This window comes from Ruegeria discodermiae (assembly GCF_030758345.1).
Taxonomy (GTDB): domain Bacteria; phylum Pseudomonadota; class Alphaproteobacteria; order Rhodobacterales; family Rhodobacteraceae; genus Ruegeria_C.
The window spans coordinates 206,484-222,965 of record NZ_JAVAMO010000002.1; the positions used below are offsets into that span (position 1 = coordinate 206,484).

The following is a 16,482-nucleotide window of genomic DNA, read 5'->3' on the forward strand; positions in this document are numbered from 1 at the left end:
CCGTATAACTGCGGGACTCGTCGCCCCCCTATTCTCTACCATCCGAAGATTATCCCGCGCGTGTCACTCTAGACGCGGCGTCAACCGGCCCATCCCCCGGCACTCACGCACGCGCCGGGGCAGCAACGGACTGGGTGGCGATCTTGGCGCGGATTTTTTCCAGTAGGCTGTCATAGTCGGGCGTGCCTTCGGCGGCATAGTGGAAGTTCTTGAAAAGGCCGGTCAGTTCGGTGAACCAGGCGCGGATATCCGCCTTGTGTTCCAGCCCCATCTCATCCTGCACCACGCCATACATTAGCTTGAACACAAGCCGTTGACGGTCCAGCGAGACCGAGCAATCCACGTCATCGAACGCGTCCTGCTGCAAGTAGATCATGTCGACAAACAGCGCCTTCTGATAGGTCACATAGTCGTCGATGGTGATGCCCTCCTCGCCGGTGACCTGCATCATCTGATCGATCTGTTCACCCCGTTCCAGCAGCGTCTGCATCTCCTTGACGCGCGTGATCCAGGTTGGGTCGATATTGCGGCCATACCAGTCGCTCATCTGATCGAGATAGCGCGACCACGACAGCAGCGGGTCCACCGCCGGGTAGAACCGTTTATAAGCACGCTCCGAGGACAGGCCGAGAAAACACTTCACCGTCGATAGGGTCGATTGCGTCACCGGCTCGTCGAAATTACCGCCTGCAGGTGACACAGTTCCGATCATGGTCAGGCTGCCGCTGTCGCCGTCATTGGTCAGGATCACGCCCGCGCGTTCGTAAAGCCCCTTGATCGAGCTTTCCAGATAGGCCGGAAAACCCTCTTCGCCCGGGATTTCCTCAAGCCGCCCGCTGGTTTCGCGCATGGCCTGCGCCCAGCGGGAGGTGCTGTCGGCGATCAGCAGCACATCCAGCCCCATCTGACGGTAGTATTCGCCCAACGTGATGCCGGTGAAGATCGAGGCCTCGCGCGCGGCCACTGGCATCGAGGACGTGTTGCAAATGATGATGGTGCGGTCCATCAGGCTGCCGCCGGATTTCGGGTCGGTCATCTCGGGATATTCCGTGATGGTCTCGACCACCTCGCCCGCCCGTTCGCCACAGGCCACGACAATCACGATATCGACCTGCGCGTTGCGCGCGATCAGGTTCTGCAGCACGGTCTTGCCCGCTCCGAAGGGGCCGGGAATACAAGCGGTGCCGCCGCGCGCGATGGGAAAGAACGTGTCGATCAGCCGTTGCGAAGTCAGGATCGGCGCGTCGGGAAAGGTACGGCGCGAGGCGGCGGATTTCAGCAGGTTTGCGGGCACCGGGCGGCGCACCGGCCAGCGTTGCGCGAGCGTCAGGATATGTTCCGAGCCATCCTCGCCGGTCAGGCGGGCCACCGGGTCATGCACGGTGGCAGCGCCTTTCTGGACCCAGTTGATCGTATAGCGACCTGCCCAGTTGAACGGCACCATGATCTTGTGGGTGAACCGCCCCTCGGGCACCGTGCCCACGACATCGCCGGCAGAGACCCTATCGCCCAGCTTGACCTTTGGTGTGAAAGACCATTTGGCCCCTTCGTCAAGCGGCGCCACATCCGCACCGCGGGGCAGAAAGATACCATACTCGGCGGCGACCTTGGCCAGTGGCGATTGCAGCCCGTCATAGACCTGCCCCAGCAGGCCGGGCCCCAGTTCGACCGACAGCAACTGTCCGCTCTGCTCCACCGGGTCACCCACGGCAACGCCGCTTGTGCTCTCATAAACCTGCGCATCTGCGGTCTTACCCCGCACCCGTAGAATCTCGGCCTTGAGCCTCTCCTGCCGTCCGCCAGGGGCGGGTTTGGAGGGCAGGATATAAACAACCTCATTCTTGACCAGCCGACCGGGCGATCCGTCGGGCTGATCCAGCGCTTCGATCTCGACGAGGCCTTCCTGCACCGCCGCGATGCGGGAGGTGGGGACCTGAGTTTTAGGGTCGGCAGTCATCCGGTCCCTCCTTCCAGCATCAAATCGGGAAAATCCTGCAGCGCGTCATCGGAAAGCTGCGCAAAGCGCCGCGCGGCGGCCTGCGCATCTGAGGCGGCCCAGCGGTCGAAGAGGTTCCATTTCAGTACATAGATCACCACCGCCTCGAAATCGAAATGGTGCAGGCCACCATGGCGCTGCAACTGACGGAACGCGACCTCAAGCAGATGCCGTTCCAACCCCAGCGCATCCCCGGCCTCCAGCAGCTTGGCCGCCTCGCGCAGCCAGGGCAGTGGTGCATCCAGTCGAAAGGTCTGGTCAGACCAGTTCGCCACGATATGTCCGGTCCATTTTCCAAAGCCCCATGGGCCGGTGGGCGCGGCCATCCCTTCGCGCCGCATCCGCAGGGCGGCAATGGCGGTGCGCAGTTCCATCCGATCAGAGACAATGGCGCGCAGGGTGGGTTGCGGCAGATCGCTTAACAAGGCGCGGGCGCGTTTGACCACATCGGAGATGTCGGACTGGGCGTCATAGCTGGCCCAGTTCAGAACATGTTCGATCCGTTTCAGTGTCCTTGCATCACCTTCTTCCAACGCCCTCAACCGCTTGCGCAGTCGCAGTTCCGAGAGCGGCGGCTGCTTGGCCACAAACAGACGCTCGGAACTGGGTAGGCTGGAGACCAGCGCGATATAGGCATCAGGACCGGGCATGATCAGCGGATCACGCCTTCCAGAACCGCGCGGAAGCGCGGTTGCAGGTGCTGCATCAGCACATCGGCAATAGCCTCATCCGACAGATCAAGCTTGATCCCGTCCGCGCTCGCCTGCGCCCGAATCCCCGCATGCAGATCACTGGACGCAAACAGCGCCACGCCATCCTTCAGCATTTCCTGCGTCAGACCGAGGACGAATTTGGTGAGCTGGCCGGACTGGATATCATCTGCATTGGCGCGGATCGCGTCGGGGCCGACCACTTCGACGGGCAAGATCACCTTCGCATCTTCACTGATACCGGTCTCAGTCCTGGCGCGGCCAACCAGTTCCAGCACCATCTGTTTCAGCATTTCCGGGTCACTCATGGTTTCCGACACCATCCGTTGAACATCCTGCTGGAACTGTGCCATCAGCGTGGATTTCATCGTCAGAACCGCGTCACGCATGGCGGTGTTCAATGCCTCTTCGCCCGCCTTGGTGTAGCGGTCGGAGGCGTCGCGGGCATCGCTTTGCAGCTTGGTGGCCTCGGCCTGTGCTGTCTCGACAATCTGCGCGGCCTTGGCCTGCGCCTCTTGCGTCAGGCGCGCGGCCTCGTCCGAGCCAGCCTGTACGCCTTCGCTGCGCAGCCGGTCGATCAGCGCGTCGATGCCCTGTGCGGTGTCCTGTTCCGTCGCCATCACGCGATCCCCGCGCTGATCACCAGGGCGAAAACGAACGCAAAAACGCCGAAGCCTTCGATGATCGCAGCGGGCGCCAGTGACAGGCCAAAGATCTCAGGCTTTTCCTTGGAGGCATTGATTGCCGCGGCACAGGCGCGCCCCTGCCACATGCCGCAATAAAGCAGCGCCAGCCCCGATAAAACGCCCACGCCGAAAAGCCCTCCGGCATTTTCGGCGGTGACGGCGCGGTTCAGGGTGAACATGATCACGATCCCATAGATCGCGAATGTTGATGGAAAGGCCGAGATGCCCACGAAGCGGCCATATCCACTTTCAGTTTCCAGCATCGCTCCGATGCTGGCCTGCCCTGCAATCGAACAGCCGATCGCGCTGGCGATTGTCCCAAGCGCCATGGGGGCGAATATGCCAACCCAGCCCAATGCGATGACGAAATCGGTCATTCCTGTACCTCCTTGCGGGCAAACGCGCGAAAGACTGTGCCTTCCTCGGGCAAACCCCATTTGTAAAACTCGATGAAATTGAGCCGCAGCCCGTGGACCACGCCACTCATGATCGCGAGAGCGAAATTCAGCCCGTGCCCGATCAGCAGGATCAGCAAGCCGCCCAGCAGGCCCAGCCCCGAATGCGCCTCGAAGCTGTTCACCGCCAGCCCGTTGAACGTGACTGCCAGCGAGGCCGAGGCCAGCCCCAGCGCAAAAAGCCGCATATAAGACAGCACATCACCGAACATGCCCATCAGCCCGGCGAGGCTTTGCACCCCGCCAAAGAGCCGCCAGAGCCAATCGATACCGGACGTGACGGGGCGATCGCTGGAGAAAAACAGGATCGCGAGCAGACCCAGCCCCATCGCCCCCAGCCCGGCCTGATAGATTTGCCCGGTCTGACCGCTAAGCCAGACCGCCAAACCACCCAGCACCACGCAGATCCAGCCCAAATTGGCATAGCGGCTGCGGGTGGGTTTGTGCACGAAGGCCATAAGGTTAGCAAAAGCGACATGGGCCACCCCGACAATGATCGAGAGCCGCATCATGGTGGTGAAATCGTTGATATCCATGAGTTTCAGCCGGGCGAGGATGCCGCCAGCAGGCGGTCCGACCCCGAAATAGCTGCCCACGATCACACCATAGACAATCGTGGCCCCGGCAAGGATCAACAGCATGCTCCGCCAAGCGCGGCTACGGGCCGTCGCGCTCAACTTTCGCCAGAACAGCAGGACACCCAGCCCGATCAGAACTCCGTATCCCGCATCGGCAATGATCATCGCAAAGAAGACCGAGAAGGATGCGATCAGAACACGGCTGGGGTCCCAAGCGTAGTAATTGGGCACCTGATAGAACAGCGCCAGATCAACACCTGCTGCCTCGGAATCGGGCTGCTCGATCAGGGTCGGCGGCACCTCGCCCCGTTGTGGCGCGCTGATCAGAACGGCCAGCCCTTCTTCGTCGCAGATATCCTCAAGCGCGGCGACCTGGTCTTCGGGCACCCAGCCCTGAAGCGCAAAGAGGTCGGGATCATCGAAGGTCTGGCTCTCAGCGAAAGCAAGCTCGGCGGCGGTTTCGGCCTTGGACAGGCTTGATCGCAACAGGGTCAGGAACCGCGTCAGCGCCATACGCTCGCCCAGCAGTGTTTCAATCTCGATCTCGGCGTCTTCCAATTCCGCTTCCAGAACCGTGATCGGCTTGGCACCAAGATGGGTGCGCGGCACCGACATCAGGTCCGCGCGCGGCTCATCGGCGCTGACCACGGCCACATAAAGCACCCGATGATCGCGCCCGACGATCTGCCAAGGCAGATCGACCACCGCCAGGCTGTCGCGGTTCTTCAGCGGGAGTTTGTAAAACCACAGGCGCAGTCCGGCCAGCGCCTTGGTCGGGGGGAAGGTGAAATCGCCCCAGGGCTGCATCGTGTCGATCCGGTCGGCCAGAAAATCGCGCCGGTCTTGCGCGCCGCGCAGCTTGTCCTTGAGCACCAGCACCTCGGCCACGAAGCGCTCCACATCGAAATCGGGATCAGAGCGCACCTGACGCCGCTGTCCCGGCACCACCGCCAGAAAACGCAGGGCCTTATAGGCATCCTCGGCCTCGCGGCTGACCTTTTTTTCGACCTGCGTCTCGGGCGGCGAGAGCGGCAGGATATGCATCGCGCCCAGTTCCTGCAGCCGCGCCAGCGTCGCGTCCTTATCGGCTGCGCGCCCGATGACCGAGATCTTTTTCAGCCGCGCGATACTCATGCCATGGCCCTTTTGCGCTTGGCAATCTTGGAGCGCACGACCGAGGCCATCTCCTCGTCATTCAGATAGATGCTGATTTTCTTGATATTGTCGCGGGCATTGGGGATCAGCACCTTGTCAAAGAGGTTCACACGCTGGGTGATGAGGTCAACCGCTTTCGACAGAATTTCAACGCGTTGCCGGGCGACCTTCACACGCAACCGCGCCTCAAGCATGTCATGCAGCAGCTTTGTCACGTTATCGACCCAATGGGGCAGCACCATCGGCGAATAGGGGCGGATTTCGACCTCGATCCGGTCCAGCACCGGCAGCTTGGTGCCCACTACGTTTTCTTCGCCCAGTTCATAGCGGGTGAGCCGCACGAGTCCCTTGAGGTCGATATCGGAATTGCCCAGCATCGGCACGTCCCGGCCCACCTGCTGGGCCAACTCCTCGACCTTGCGCTCCATTTCACCTACCTGCGCCACCGCCTTGGCGCGCTCGCCCATCAATTGCTGCCGCTTCAGGTCCAGCGACGGCAGGAACTTCTCAAAGGTCTTCAACTGCGCGGTCTGATGCGCGAGCGAAGATTTATTCAGCTGCAACCGCGCCATCTGCATCCTTGGGGAAATAGGTGTCGATCAGGTTCTGCTTCATCAATAACTGTTCAGGACGGAAACACTCGGCCAATGTTTGCCAGCACAGATCCAGCGCCTGCTCCAAAGGGATCGAGACATTAATATCCATGAAGCGGCTGCGGAAGAGATCGCCGAATTTCAGCACCTGCTGGTCGTAAACTGATAGCTCAAACGCCATCGCCTGTTTTTGCGCGGCATCGCGCGCCTCGGAGTAGAAGCGGACCATGGTGTTCATGATCTGGCTGTGATCCTCGCGGGTGACCTTGCCGATCACGTTCTGCTTGAGCCTCGACAGGCTGCCGAACGGGTCGATTACCCCGGAATGCAGATAGAACTGCCCTTCGGTGATATAGCCGGTATTGTCCGGAACCGGGTGTGTCACGTCATCGCCGGGCATCGTGGTGACCGCCAGAATGGTGACCGAGCCGCCCTTGGCATAGTCGCAGGCCTTCTCATAGCGCCGCGCCAGCTCGCTATACAGATCCCCCATATAGCCCCGATTCGAGGGCACGCGTTCCTGACTGATACCCACCTCTTTCATCGCATCCGCGTAAGCCGTCATGTCGGTCAGCAGGACCAGCACGCGCTTGCCCTCTTCGACGGCAAATTTCTCGGCCACGGCCAGTGCCATATCGGGCACCAGCAGCCGTTCCACCAAAGGATCCGAGGCCTGATTGACGAACATCACTGTGCGCGAGAAGACACCCGCATCCTCGAACGACTGACGGAAGGTGTAATAATCGTCAAAGATCAGTCCCATGCCGCCGAACACCACGATGTCGGCATCGGCCTGGATGCCGATCCGGGCGAGGAACGGGTTGTAAGGTTCTCCGGAAACAGAGAAAATCGGTATCTTCTGGCTTTCCACCAGACAATTGAACACGTCGATCATTGGCACATCGGTGCGGATCATGTTTTTTGGCACAATCCGCTCTGCCGGGTTCACCGAGGGGCCGCCAATCGTGTAACGCGGCTCGGAGGATAGATCTGGCCCTCCATCGATCGGCTCGCCCGCCCCGTCAAAGACCCGGCCCAGTATATTGCCGGAATATGGCGTCTGCATCGGGTGGCCCAGAAACGTGGCGCTGGCCCCGGTCGAGATGCCCTTTGTGCCGGAAAACACCTGCAGCGTGACCTCTTCGCGGTCGATATTGATCACCTGCGCAAGGGAACGCGCGCCATCGACCCCTTCTACAACCGCCAGATCATTGAACCGCACCACCGCGCCCGAGGCCGCGTTTTCAGGCACATGCACCTTGAGCGTATCGCCGACGATCTCCAGAACACGGGAATACTTGATCAGATCGCGAACCACCTGCGGCCTCCTGAATAGATCAGCTAGGCGCTACCGCAACACGAATCGCGAACGCCCGTTTCGCCTGAATTCTGTCTCATAATGAAAGCTTTACGCCGTAGCGCAAGCTCCTCAAGGGACGCAGGTGTCGCGATGGCAAGGTCGTACGATGTGCCGGGGCGCGGCGTCAGTGGCGTGCTTGCACGCCGCACCCCCAAATTCGATCCAAGTGCCTTGCCTTACACGGCCAGCCACAGAAACAGCGGCAGCCCGATGGTGATGTTGAAGGGAAAGGTCACGCCCAGTGACAGAGTCAGATAAATTCCGGCCTCCGCCTTGGGCAGGGCGATCTGCATGGCGGCGGGCACGGCGATATAGGACGCCGAGGCCGACAGCACCATCAGCAGAAACAGGCTTCCCTCCGCCAGCCCCGCCATCTGACCCATTGCATAGGCAAAAAGCGCCCCGATCACCGGCATCGCCACCCCGAATACGAACAGACCGGGTGACAGCATGTTGCGGTTGGCGATCAGACTGCGCCCCGCTGCCAGCCCCATATCCAGCAGGAAGAGGCAGAGAATGCCGGTGAATGGCGTCACGATGAAGGGCGCGATCATCTGCATGCCCTTGCCGCCGGTGACCGCCCCGATCACAAACGCCCCGGTCAGCAGAACGATTGAGCCATTGGCCAGCAGATCGCGCCACAGCCCCGTGGTTTTTGCGCCCTCCTGCCCGGCGCGATGGGCCAGCCACAGCGCCGACAGGATCGCGGGAACCTCCATCGCGGCGGCCACGGCCACCATGAACCCGTCATAGGCAACCCCGGTCAGCTCCAGCAGGCTGGTGGCGGTCACAAAGGTGACGATCGAGATTGACCCGTAATGCCCCGCCACAGCCGCCGCATTGAGCGCATCAAGGCGCGTGATGGAACGCAGCAGCGCATAGGCCACAAACGGCAATAGAAAGGACAGTGAGACACCGGTGAGGATCGCAACCAGCACATCCGCGCCGATCCCGTGCTCGGCTAGGCTCGCCCCGCCCTTGAATCCAATCGACAGCAGCAGATAGAGTGACATGAATTTCGCTGCGCCGGCCGGGATCGACAGGTCACTGCGGGCAAAGGCGGCAATCAGTCCCAACACAAAAAACAGGATGGTCGGCACCAGCAGGTTGCCGGACAGGGTTTCTAAAACAAATGGCATGTCGCGCTCCGCAATCTCAGTCGCCGCCATCTGCCTTGCTATTTATCATAATCCAAATATATGTTTTCGATGAGTTACATAGTAATTGACTATCTTATGCGCCCCACTTTGCGACAGCTCGAATACATCGTCACAGTGGCCCGGCTGGGCCGGTTCGGCTTGGCTGCCGAGACCCTAAATGTCAGCCAGCCCAGCCTGTCTGCCCAGATCGCCGAAGCCGAGCGCGAGCTGGGCGCGCGCCTGTTCGAACGCAGCCGCGCCAGTGTCCAGCCGACGGCAACCGGGACCGAGGTGATCCGGCGCGCCCAGAACATTTTGCGTGAGGTAGAGGACCTGCGCGCTGCGGTGAGCGGTGGTGTGCCATTTGGCGGGCGCTTGCGCCTGGGAGTGCTGCCTTCGATCGGGCCGTATCTGCTGCCCCGGGTGGTTGCGGCGATTCACCGGGCGCAGCCGGATCTGCGTGTCATCGTGCGCGAGGAAAGCACCCAGCATCTGGAACAGGGGCTGACGGCGGGGCGGCTGGACCTGATCATCTCGACCCCCGAGGATCATCCCAACACCCGCCAGACCCGGCTGTTTAACGAAAAGCTCTGGGTTGCGGTGGCGCGGGATGATCCGCTCTCGCAGGCGACCGGGCCGGTGCGGGCCGAGAGTCTTAGTGGCCGGATATTTCTGACGCTTGACCGGCGCCACCGGCTGTCGCGGATCGTCTATGCGCTGGCCTCGGATTGCGGCGGGATCGTGTCAGATGAATATGAGGGCACGAGCCTCGATTCCATCCGTCTTATGGCGGCCTCTGGCGCGGGCATCGCCATCATGCCCGAACTTTATGCGATGCAGCACAAAGACCGCAAAACCGAGGTCGCGATCCGCCCGCTAGCCATTGCAGCGGCGAACCGGAATATTTCCCTGCTGCAGCGGGCCAGTGACAGTGACCCGACAGGGCTCGATCTGATCAGCGGCGCCTTGCTGAGCGAGGTTAAGTCATTGGGTTTAAGCTAACGCGGTCTGTGGTATTTGCTGACCGGCTCCTATTTCATGGGTTTGATCACCCCAACGCTTCGCGCAAAGGTCACGACATGCTCCCAACGCTCGACACGTCATGCCTGCACCTGCGCCCTCCGACGCTTGATGACTGGCCCGCCTATGCACTCTTCATGGGCTCGGATCGTGCCACCTATATGGGTGGGCCGTTTGACGCGCGGGGGGCTTGGGGGCTGTTTTGTCATGATGTGGCGCAATGGGCGCTGATGGGGCACGGCGCGCTGATGATCGAGGATCGCGCGACCGGGCAATGCCTTGGGCAGGTCGCGATCAATCACGGCCCGCTCTTTCCCGAGCCTGAACTGGGCTGGATGCTCTACCCCGACGCCGAAGGGCGGGGCATCGCTTTCGAGGCTGCGCAGGCCATGCGCGATTGGGCCTTCGGCACATTGGGCCTTGAGACGTTGGTCAGCTATATCGACACCGAGAATACCCGCTCCTGCGCACTGGCCGAGAGGCTGGGCGCAACGCGCGATGACAGCGCCGCCCGACCCGATCCCAGCGATCTTGTCTACCGCCATCCCAAGCCCGCGCATTGAGCCACCATGTTTGCCCTGCCGCCCTCTGGCTGTCATACAATTGGCGTGACCATCACATAGGGAGACGGCGCTGATGTGCAGATTTGTGGCTTATGGCGGGCCGGAGATTCCGCTGGAAAACATCATCATCCTGCCTCGGCATTCCCTACTGGACCAGAGCCAGCACGCCACCGAGGCCAAGCTGGCGGTGAATGGTGACGGGTTCGGGATGGCCTGGTATGGCGATCAGGAGCGTCCGGGCCTTTATCGTGATGTTCTACCCGCGTGGTCGGATGGCAATCTGGTGGATCTGTGCCGGATGATCCGGTCGCGGCTGTTTCTTGCCCATATCCGCGCCTCGACCTTTGGCGAAACCTCACGCAACAACTGCCATCCGTTCACCTATGGCAATTGGTCCTTCATGCATAATGGCGAGATCGCCGATTTCCCGCGCCTGCGCCGCCAGTTCGAAGCAATGCTGGGTGACGCCTATTACACCGCCCGGCGCGGACGCACGGATTCCGAGCTGTTCTTCCTGCTGTTGCTGACGAACGGGTTGGAGGTGGATCCCCTTTCCGCAGTCAGCCGCACAATTGCCCAGATCGAGACGGTGCAAGGCGATGTCGCCGAGGGCAACCGGATCACCACTGCGTTTTCCGATGGTCACACCATCTACGCCTTCCGTTACTCCGGCAGTGATGACATCCCGACGCTGCATCTGGGCACCGGGCTGGATCATGGCGGTCAGGTGCTGGCCTCCGAGCCGCTCGACCCGGAAACCGGCAACTGGACCATGCTTGAGGCCAACTGCCTCTACAGTCTGCGCGAGGGGCTGCTGACGCATCGCCCCCTGCCCGGCTGATGCTCGCTTCAGGACCGCGCGATCAGGCGCAGAACCGCGACCAGCACGATCCCATAGAGCACATGCCCCACCAGCGCGACCCAGGCGATACCGGTGAAGCCCAGGAAAAACGGCAGACCTGCAATCGCCGTAATGCCACCGATCGCAAAGATCCACAGGCCGAACCCATAGAGTGCGGATGGCAGGAACCAACCTCTTTGTCCCATTATCCGAGACCAGACAGGGGCAAAGATGAACAGCCAGCCAATCGGATAGCCGATCAGGCCGACCAGATAAAAGTGCACGAAATATCCGGCGAAATCACCGCTGGGCAGACCAAGCGTGCTGAGCAGGCTGCGCGCCAGCCCATGCGGTGACAAATTGGCGAAGCCAAGCGCGGGGCTGATCATCTGACCCCAGAGGTCGAATGCGATCGTCGCAAAAAAACCGGCGATGAACATATGCCCCAGCGTGGCGATATTCAGACGTGGAAAGGCCCCCAAGGCGGGTGAGTCAAATTCGGTCGTGGACATGCGATTCTCCGTTTTTCCAGGCAGCCCTGCTGCCCGATGATGCCGCCCAGTCTGGTACGGTTGATCCTAACAAAGCGTGCAAAGCCCTGATTTGAAGGATAAAGACAGAAACTTCACACAACCGTGTTGGATATGGGATTTACATTTCAAGTTGATCTACCTACTAGTTGGTTGTCAATTTTGAAACTGGAGCACTGTCATGAAAATCTACGACGTCGAAGGCTTTCCCAACCCTGCCCGTGTCCGCATCGCGCTGGCCGAGAAAAGCGCGACCGACAAGGTCGAGTTCATTCCGATTGATGTCATGAATGGCGAGCATCGCTCGGACTCGTTTCGGCAAAAGAACCCCGATGCCGCGGTGCCGCTGTTGGAGCTTGAGGATGGCACCTGCGTGTCGCATTGCACCGCGATCACCGAATATATCGACGCGGCTTTTGATGGCGCGGCGCTGTGTGGCGAGACGGCCAAGGATCGCGCGGTGGTCCACATGATGAATCGGCGCGCAGAAAGTGGCCTGCTGGATGCGGTGGGGGATTATTTTCACCACGCCACACCCGGTCTCGGACCCGATCTGGAAACCTATCAGAACGCAGAATGGGGCAGCCGCCGCAAAGATACCGCGCTGGCGACGATGCGCTATCTCGATGGTGTTCTGAGTGAAAATGACTATCTTGCGGGGGACAGGTTCTCGATGGCCGATATCACCGCCTTTGCCGGGCTGGCCTTTGCTGATTTCGCCAAACTCGACATTCCCTCCGAGCTTGACAACCTCAAGGCTTGGCGCGAGCGGGTCGCCTCGCGCCCCAGTATCGCCGCCTGACCTGCGAACCCAAAAGAAGGAGCCAATCCCATGGAACTGAACGCGGATTTCTCGCAGCGGGTGGTCGTCCATTCTTCGGAAGAGCCCTGGCAGGCCTCGCCGATGCCCGGCGTCGATCGCCGCATGCTGGACCGGATCGGCGATGAGGTGGCCCGCGCCACCACCATCGTCCGCTATGCGCCCGGCAGCAAATTCTCGGCCCATACCCATACCGGCGGTGAAGAATTCATTGTGCTGGATGGGGTCTTTCAGGACGAGCATGGCGATTTTCCGGCGGGCACCTACGTGCGCAATCCGCCCACCACCAGCCACTCGCCCGGCTCGGATCAGGGTTGCACCATCTTCGTCAAGCTCTGGCAGTTCGACATGGATGACCGCACCCAGTTCCGCAAGGACATGCCCGCAGAACTGCAAAGCCCGAAAGACGGCGTTGCAACGGCTGAACTGCATCGCGATGCCCGCGAAAAGGTGACCTATCATGCGGTAGATGCGGGCGCGGCCCTAACCATCGAGGATGCGGGTGGCATCGAACTGCTGGTGTTGAGCGGCTCCCTTACCGAAGGTGGCGACGAACTGAGCCAGGGCGCATGGCTGCGCCTGCCCGAGGGTCAGAAATTGGCGGCAGTCGCGGGTCCCGAAGGGGCCAGAGTCTGGATCAAGAGTGGTCATCTGCCTTTTGCCAAGCCCCCGGCGGTCTAACCCTAATCCACGGGCTGCGGCCCGTGGGTGCACCCCGCCCGTCCATTCGGCACCGGTGCTGTAGCGCGATCTGGCAGACTGCTGCGCAACAGCGTATCACTGCGCAAGGCGGTGGATGAAGAGGCGTGCAGAATGGCGGCAAGCGAAACCAAGACAAAATTAATGGATGCGGCTGAGCAGCAAGTCCGCCACAAGGGTGCGGACGGGTTCAGTTACTCTGATCTGAGCCAACTGGTGGGCATCCGCAAAGCCAGCATCCACTATCACTTCCCAACGAAAGCCGATCTGCTGACGGCGATCATGGCACGCTATTCCAAACGGATCATGACCGCGCTTGAAGGCTATGCGCAGGATCTACCGGGGGCGGACCAGCAGTTGTCTGACTTCATTGCCCTTTACCGTGATGCGCTGCAGGACGGTACGGCACTGTGCCTATGCGTCGCCTACACAGTCAGCCAGGACAGCTTGTCAGAGGGCACCCATCGCGAAATCGCGCAGTTTCGTCAGCAGGTTCGCGGCTGGCTAGAAGAAACGTTCGCGCGCGCGAAAGCCGAGGGTTCTGTCCTAGGCGTCACCGTTCCTGCCCACGAGGCGGCGGCCGCCTACGCGCTGGTCGAAGGGGCCCAGATCGCGGCCCGTATCAGCGGCGACCCCGCCACCTTCGATGCAGCAACACAGGCCCTTCGCGAGAGGCTGATTGAGGCAAAAGCGTAAGACGTCGACTGCTGGTCTTTCGCCGGTTCGATAGTCTCGATCTCAGCACCCAAGAACTTGGAAAACCTGATGATTGAGGCGGGAAGACACGCCCCAAAAAGGAGGCGAAAAGCAGTTGAAAACGTGATACTGTGCCCGCTAGCTGCGGGCACAGTCTTTTGTCAACGGATCAGCCTCAGCCGATGATCGCGTTCAGCGTGGCGCTTGGGCGCATCACGGCTGCGGTCTTGGCCGGGTCGGTCTTGTAGTATCCGCCCAGATCGGCTGCCGGTCCTTGCGCGGCAGCCAGCTCTGATAGGATCGCTGCTTCTTTCCCGGCCAGTTCCGCAGCAACAGGCGCAAACTCGGCGGCCAGATCGGCATCGTCCGATTGCGCGGCCAGCGCCTCGGCCCAATAGCGGGCGAACCAGTAGTGGCTGTCGCGGTTGTCGGGCTCTCCAACCTTGCGGCTGGGCGAGCGGTTGTCGTCCAGAATGCCCTGCGTCGCAACCTCGGCTGCCGCACCCAGCACACCTGCCTTGGCGTTGCCCTGTGCATCGGCAAGGAAGTTCAGCGACTCGCCCAGAGCGCAGAACTCACCCATCGAATCCCAGCGCAGGTGGCTTTCCTCGACCAGTTGCTGCACATGTTTGGGGGCCGAACCACCGGCACCAGTTTCAAACAAGCCGCCGCCCTGCATCAGTTTGACGATGGACAGCATCTTGGCCGAGGTGCCCAGTTCCAGGATCGGGAACAGGTCGGTCAGGTAGTCGCGCAGCACGTTCCCGGTGATGGCGATGCTGTCCTTGCCTGCAGTGATTGTCTCCAGCGACTGGCGCGTCGCTTCGCGCGGAGCCATAATTTGGAATTTATCTGCAACACCAGCCGCTTCCAGCGCGGGCTTCACGTAGGAAATCAACTGCGCGTCATGGGCGCGGTTGGCGTCGAGCCAAAAGATCGCCTCGGACCCGGTCAGGCGCTGGCGGTCCATCGCAAGCTGAATCCAGTTCTCGATCGGGGCCTTCTTCACCGTGCAGGAGCGCCAGATATCGCCTGCCTCAACCTCATGGGAATGCAGTGTCTCGCCATTGGCCAGAACGATACGGATCGTGCCATCGGCCGGGGCCTGGAAGGTGGTCGGGTGCGAGCCGTATTCCTCTGCCTTCTGCGCCATCAGGCCGACATTGGCGACGGCGCCTGCGGTGGACGGGTCCAGCGCGCCGTTGGCTTTGAAGAAGTTGATGCTCTCGTCATAGACCGGCGCATAGCAATTGTCCGGGATCACGCAGTTCACGTCACCCTTGGCGCCCGTGGCATCCCAGCCCTTGCCGCCCGCTCGGATCAAGGCAGGCATCGACGCATCGATGATCACATCCGAGGGCACATGCAGGTTGGTGATACCCTTGTCGCTGTCGACCATATACATCACCGGACGCTCCGCCGTAAGCGCATCAATATCGGCCTGAATGGCAGCCGCATTCGGCAGTTCGCCAATGCGGGCCAGAACGTCGCCCATGCCGGAGTTCGGGTTCACGCCTGCTGCCTCCAGATCGGCGGCGTATTTGTCAAAGATCGGCGCCAGCCACGCCTTGACCGCATGACCAAAGATGATCGGGTCAGAGACCTTCATCATCGTGGCTTTCATATGCAGCGAGAACATGATGCCATCGGCCTTGGTGGCTTCGATCTGATCGGCCAGGAACGCCGACAGAGCCTTGGCGGACATGAAGGTTGCGTCCGCGACTGTGCCCTGTTCCAGCGGCCAGGTGTCTTTCAGCACAGTGACCGCGCCGTCCTTGCCGACAAACTCGATCTTTGCATCACCGGCCTGCGCGGCGGGAATGGTGGCGGATTTCTCGTTGGAAAAGAAATCATTGCCTGACATGGACGACACATGTGTCTTGCTGTCCGACACCCATGTACCCATCGAATGCGGGTTTTTCTGGGCGAAGTTCTTGACCGCGCGGGCCGCGCGACGATCGGAGTTGCCCTCGCGCAGGACCGGGTTCACGGCAGAGCCTTTGATCGCGTCATAGCGTGCACGGATCGCCTTTTCTTCGTCTGTGGCAGGCTCTTCCGGGTAATTCGGAATGTCATAGCCTTGCGCCTGTAGTTCCTCGATGGCAGCGACAAGCTGCGGGACCGAGGCCGAGATATTGGGCAGTTTGATGACATTGGCCTGGGGCGTTTTCACCAATTCCCCCAGTTCCGCCAGATCATCGGACTGGCGCTGCGCCTCGGTCAGGTTTTCCGGGAAGGCTGCGATGATCCGGCCGGCAAGCGAGATATCCTTGGTCCCGACGCTCACCCTCGCCGCCGCGGCGAATTTGCGGATGATGGGAAGAAACGAGGCCGAAGCCAGCTCGGGCGCTTCGTCTACGATGGTATACAATATATCGGGGTTCGTTTTTTCAGCCATATTCCCTTACCTTTTTTGCCGTTCAGGGGCGTGCGATCCAAGAGTGTGCGCTGCGCGAATGCAGCAAATTACGAAGCGATCCCGCAAGATCGGTCCGGGCGACTCTGATTGTGACAGGCTTCCCATAGATCACTGGGGCGATTTGCGCAATCAGCCTGTTATGCGCATTTTGCCGCTCCGGGCGCCAAATCCGCCCGCTATGCTGTAACATCGTCGAATTCCACCTCTTGGCCTTACTCGAGC

Annotated in this window: 16 protein-coding genes; 6 read left to right on the forward strand and 10 right to left on the reverse strand. The window is 61.0% G+C overall.

Annotated elements, in window-relative coordinates:
- Positions 1-103 precede the first annotated feature (103 nt).
- The 8 genes from Q5Y75_RS07990 to Q5Y75_RS08025 form a co-directional block, all read right to left on the reverse strand.
- Positions 104-1,957: a V-type ATP synthase subunit A gene (locus Q5Y75_RS07990; protein ID WP_306196063.1), complete on the reverse strand. Its 1,854-nt coding sequence runs from the start codon at positions 1,955-1,957 to the stop codon at positions 104-106.
- The gene (locus tag Q5Y75_RS07995; protein WP_306196064.1) at positions 1,954-2,646 is read right to left on the reverse strand and encodes a hypothetical protein; all 693 of its coding nucleotides are present in this window, start codon (positions 2,644-2,646) and stop codon (positions 1,954-1,956) included. Before Q5Y75_RS07995 ends, Q5Y75_RS07990 begins: the two co-directional genes overlap by 4 nt.
- Before the next feature lie 2 nt (positions 2,647-2,648).
- Entirely contained in the window at positions 2,649-3,326 is a 678-nt protein-coding gene (locus tag Q5Y75_RS08000) for a hypothetical protein (RefSeq protein ID WP_306196066.1), read from the reverse strand.
- A complete protein-coding gene (locus tag Q5Y75_RS08005) occupies positions 3,326-3,769 on the reverse strand; it encodes an ATP synthase subunit C (protein ID WP_306196068.1) in 444 nt (147 codons plus the stop codon). The genes Q5Y75_RS08000 and Q5Y75_RS08005 overlap by 1 nt, the downstream gene beginning before the upstream one ends.
- Positions 3,766-5,559 (reverse strand): V-type ATP synthase subunit I, encoded by a 1,794-nt coding sequence (locus Q5Y75_RS08010; protein ID WP_306196070.1) that lies wholly within the window; start codon positions 5,557-5,559, stop codon positions 3,766-3,768. The genes Q5Y75_RS08005 and Q5Y75_RS08010 overlap by 4 nt, the downstream gene beginning before the upstream one ends.
- On the reverse strand, positions 5,556-6,143 hold the full coding sequence (locus Q5Y75_RS08015) for a V-type ATP synthase subunit D (protein ID WP_306196072.1): 588 nt from the start codon (positions 6,141-6,143) through the stop codon (positions 5,556-5,558). Before Q5Y75_RS08015 ends, Q5Y75_RS08010 begins: the two co-directional genes overlap by 4 nt.
- Complete coding sequence (locus tag Q5Y75_RS08020) at positions 6,130-7,491, reverse strand: V-type ATP synthase subunit B (RefSeq protein ID WP_306196074.1); 1,362 nt, start codon at positions 7,489-7,491, stop codon at positions 6,130-6,132. Before Q5Y75_RS08020 ends, Q5Y75_RS08015 begins: the two co-directional genes overlap by 14 nt.
- Positions 7,492-7,709: 218 nt before the next feature.
- The gene (locus Q5Y75_RS08025) at positions 7,710-8,672 is read right to left on the reverse strand and encodes a sodium-dependent bicarbonate transport family permease (protein WP_306196076.1); all 963 of its coding nucleotides are present in this window, start codon (positions 8,670-8,672) and stop codon (positions 7,710-7,712) included.
- 69 nt (positions 8,673-8,741) lie between these two features.
- Between Q5Y75_RS08025 and Q5Y75_RS08030 the strand changes: the two genes are divergently transcribed.
- The 3 genes from Q5Y75_RS08030 (at position 8,742) to Q5Y75_RS08040 (ending at position 11,096) form a co-directional block, all read left to right on the forward strand.
- A complete protein-coding gene (locus Q5Y75_RS08030) occupies positions 8,742-9,674 on the forward strand; it encodes a hydrogen peroxide-inducible genes activator (RefSeq protein ID WP_306196078.1) in 933 nt (310 codons plus the stop codon).
- A 77-nt stretch (positions 9,675-9,751) separates the two neighbouring features.
- Positions 9,752-10,255, forward strand: a complete 504-nt coding sequence (locus Q5Y75_RS08035) for a GNAT family N-acetyltransferase (RefSeq protein WP_306196080.1) — start codon at positions 9,752-9,754, stop codon at positions 10,253-10,255.
- A gap of 73 nt (positions 10,256-10,328) precedes the next feature.
- The gene (locus Q5Y75_RS08040) at positions 10,329-11,096 is read left to right on the forward strand and encodes a class II glutamine amidotransferase (RefSeq protein ID WP_306196082.1); all 768 of its coding nucleotides are present in this window, start codon (positions 10,329-10,331) and stop codon (positions 11,094-11,096) included.
- An 8-nt stretch (positions 11,097-11,104) separates the two neighbouring features.
- Here Q5Y75_RS08040 and Q5Y75_RS08045 read toward each other — a convergent pair whose 3' ends face one another.
- Positions 11,105-11,608, reverse strand: coding sequence for a hypothetical protein (locus Q5Y75_RS08045; protein ID WP_306196083.1), 504 nt, complete (start codon positions 11,606-11,608; stop codon positions 11,105-11,107).
- A gap of 199 nt (positions 11,609-11,807) precedes the next feature.
- On the opposite strand from Q5Y75_RS08045, the gene Q5Y75_RS08050 reads away from it, so the two are divergent.
- The 3 genes from Q5Y75_RS08050 (at position 11,808) to Q5Y75_RS08060 (ending at position 13,841) form a co-directional block, all read left to right on the forward strand.
- A complete protein-coding gene (locus tag Q5Y75_RS08050) occupies positions 11,808-12,428 on the forward strand; it encodes a glutathione S-transferase (protein ID WP_306196084.1) in 621 nt (206 codons plus the stop codon).
- Positions 12,429-12,458: 30 nt separating this feature from the next.
- A complete protein-coding gene (locus Q5Y75_RS08055; protein ID WP_306196085.1) occupies positions 12,459-13,127 on the forward strand; it encodes a cupin domain-containing protein in 669 nt (222 codons plus the stop codon).
- 132 nt (positions 13,128-13,259) lie between these two features.
- Positions 13,260-13,841, forward strand: a complete 582-nt coding sequence (locus tag Q5Y75_RS08060) for a TetR/AcrR family transcriptional regulator (RefSeq protein WP_306196086.1) — start codon at positions 13,260-13,262, stop codon at positions 13,839-13,841.
- 175 nt (positions 13,842-14,016) lie between these two features.
- Here Q5Y75_RS08060 and Q5Y75_RS08065 read toward each other — a convergent pair whose 3' ends face one another.
- Positions 14,017-16,239 (reverse strand): NADP-dependent isocitrate dehydrogenase, encoded by a 2,223-nt coding sequence (locus Q5Y75_RS08065; RefSeq protein ID WP_306196088.1) that lies wholly within the window; start codon positions 16,237-16,239, stop codon positions 14,017-14,019.
- Between the last annotated feature and the right edge of the window lie 243 nt (positions 16,240-16,482).

Coding starts and splice junctions, on each gene's coding strand:
- Q5Y75_RS08045 (WP_306196083.1), bottom strand. CDS start 11,608: ATGTCCACGACCGAATTTGACTCACCCGCCTTGGGGGCCTTTCCACGT.
- Q5Y75_RS08065 (WP_306196088.1), bottom strand. CDS start 16,239: ATGGCTGAAAAAACGAACCCCGATATATTGTATACCATCGTAGACGAA.
- Q5Y75_RS08040 (WP_306196082.1), top strand. CDS start 10,329: ATGTGCAGATTTGTGGCTTATGGCGGGCCGGAGATTCCGCTGGAAAAC.
- Q5Y75_RS08060 (WP_306196086.1), top strand. CDS start 13,260: ATGGCGGCAAGCGAAACCAAGACAAAATTAATGGATGCGGCTGAGCAG.
- Q5Y75_RS08035 (WP_306196080.1), top strand. CDS start 9,752: ATGCTCCCAACGCTCGACACGTCATGCCTGCACCTGCGCCCTCCGACG.
- Q5Y75_RS07990 (WP_306196063.1), bottom strand. CDS start 1,957: ATGACTGCCGACCCTAAAACTCAGGTCCCCACCTCCCGCATCGCGGCG.
- Q5Y75_RS08010 (WP_306196070.1), bottom strand. CDS start 5,559: ATGAGTATCGCGCGGCTGAAAAAGATCTCGGTCATCGGGCGCGCAGCC.
- Q5Y75_RS08005 (WP_306196068.1), bottom strand. CDS start 3,769: ATGACCGATTTCGTCATCGCATTGGGCTGGGTTGGCATATTCGCCCCC.
- Q5Y75_RS08055 (WP_306196085.1), top strand. CDS start 12,459: ATGGAACTGAACGCGGATTTCTCGCAGCGGGTGGTCGTCCATTCTTCG.
- Q5Y75_RS08025 (WP_306196076.1), bottom strand. CDS start 8,672: ATGCCATTTGTTTTAGAAACCCTGTCCGGCAACCTGCTGGTGCCGACC.
- Q5Y75_RS07995 (WP_306196064.1), bottom strand. CDS start 2,646: ATGCCCGGTCCTGATGCCTATATCGCGCTGGTCTCCAGCCTACCCAGT.
- Q5Y75_RS08000 (WP_306196066.1), bottom strand. CDS start 3,326: ATGGCGACGGAACAGGACACCGCACAGGGCATCGACGCGCTGATCGAC.
- Q5Y75_RS08050 (WP_306196084.1), top strand. CDS start 11,808: ATGAAAATCTACGACGTCGAAGGCTTTCCCAACCCTGCCCGTGTCCGC.
- Q5Y75_RS08030 (WP_306196078.1), top strand. CDS start 8,742: ATGAGTTACATAGTAATTGACTATCTTATGCGCCCCACTTTGCGACAG.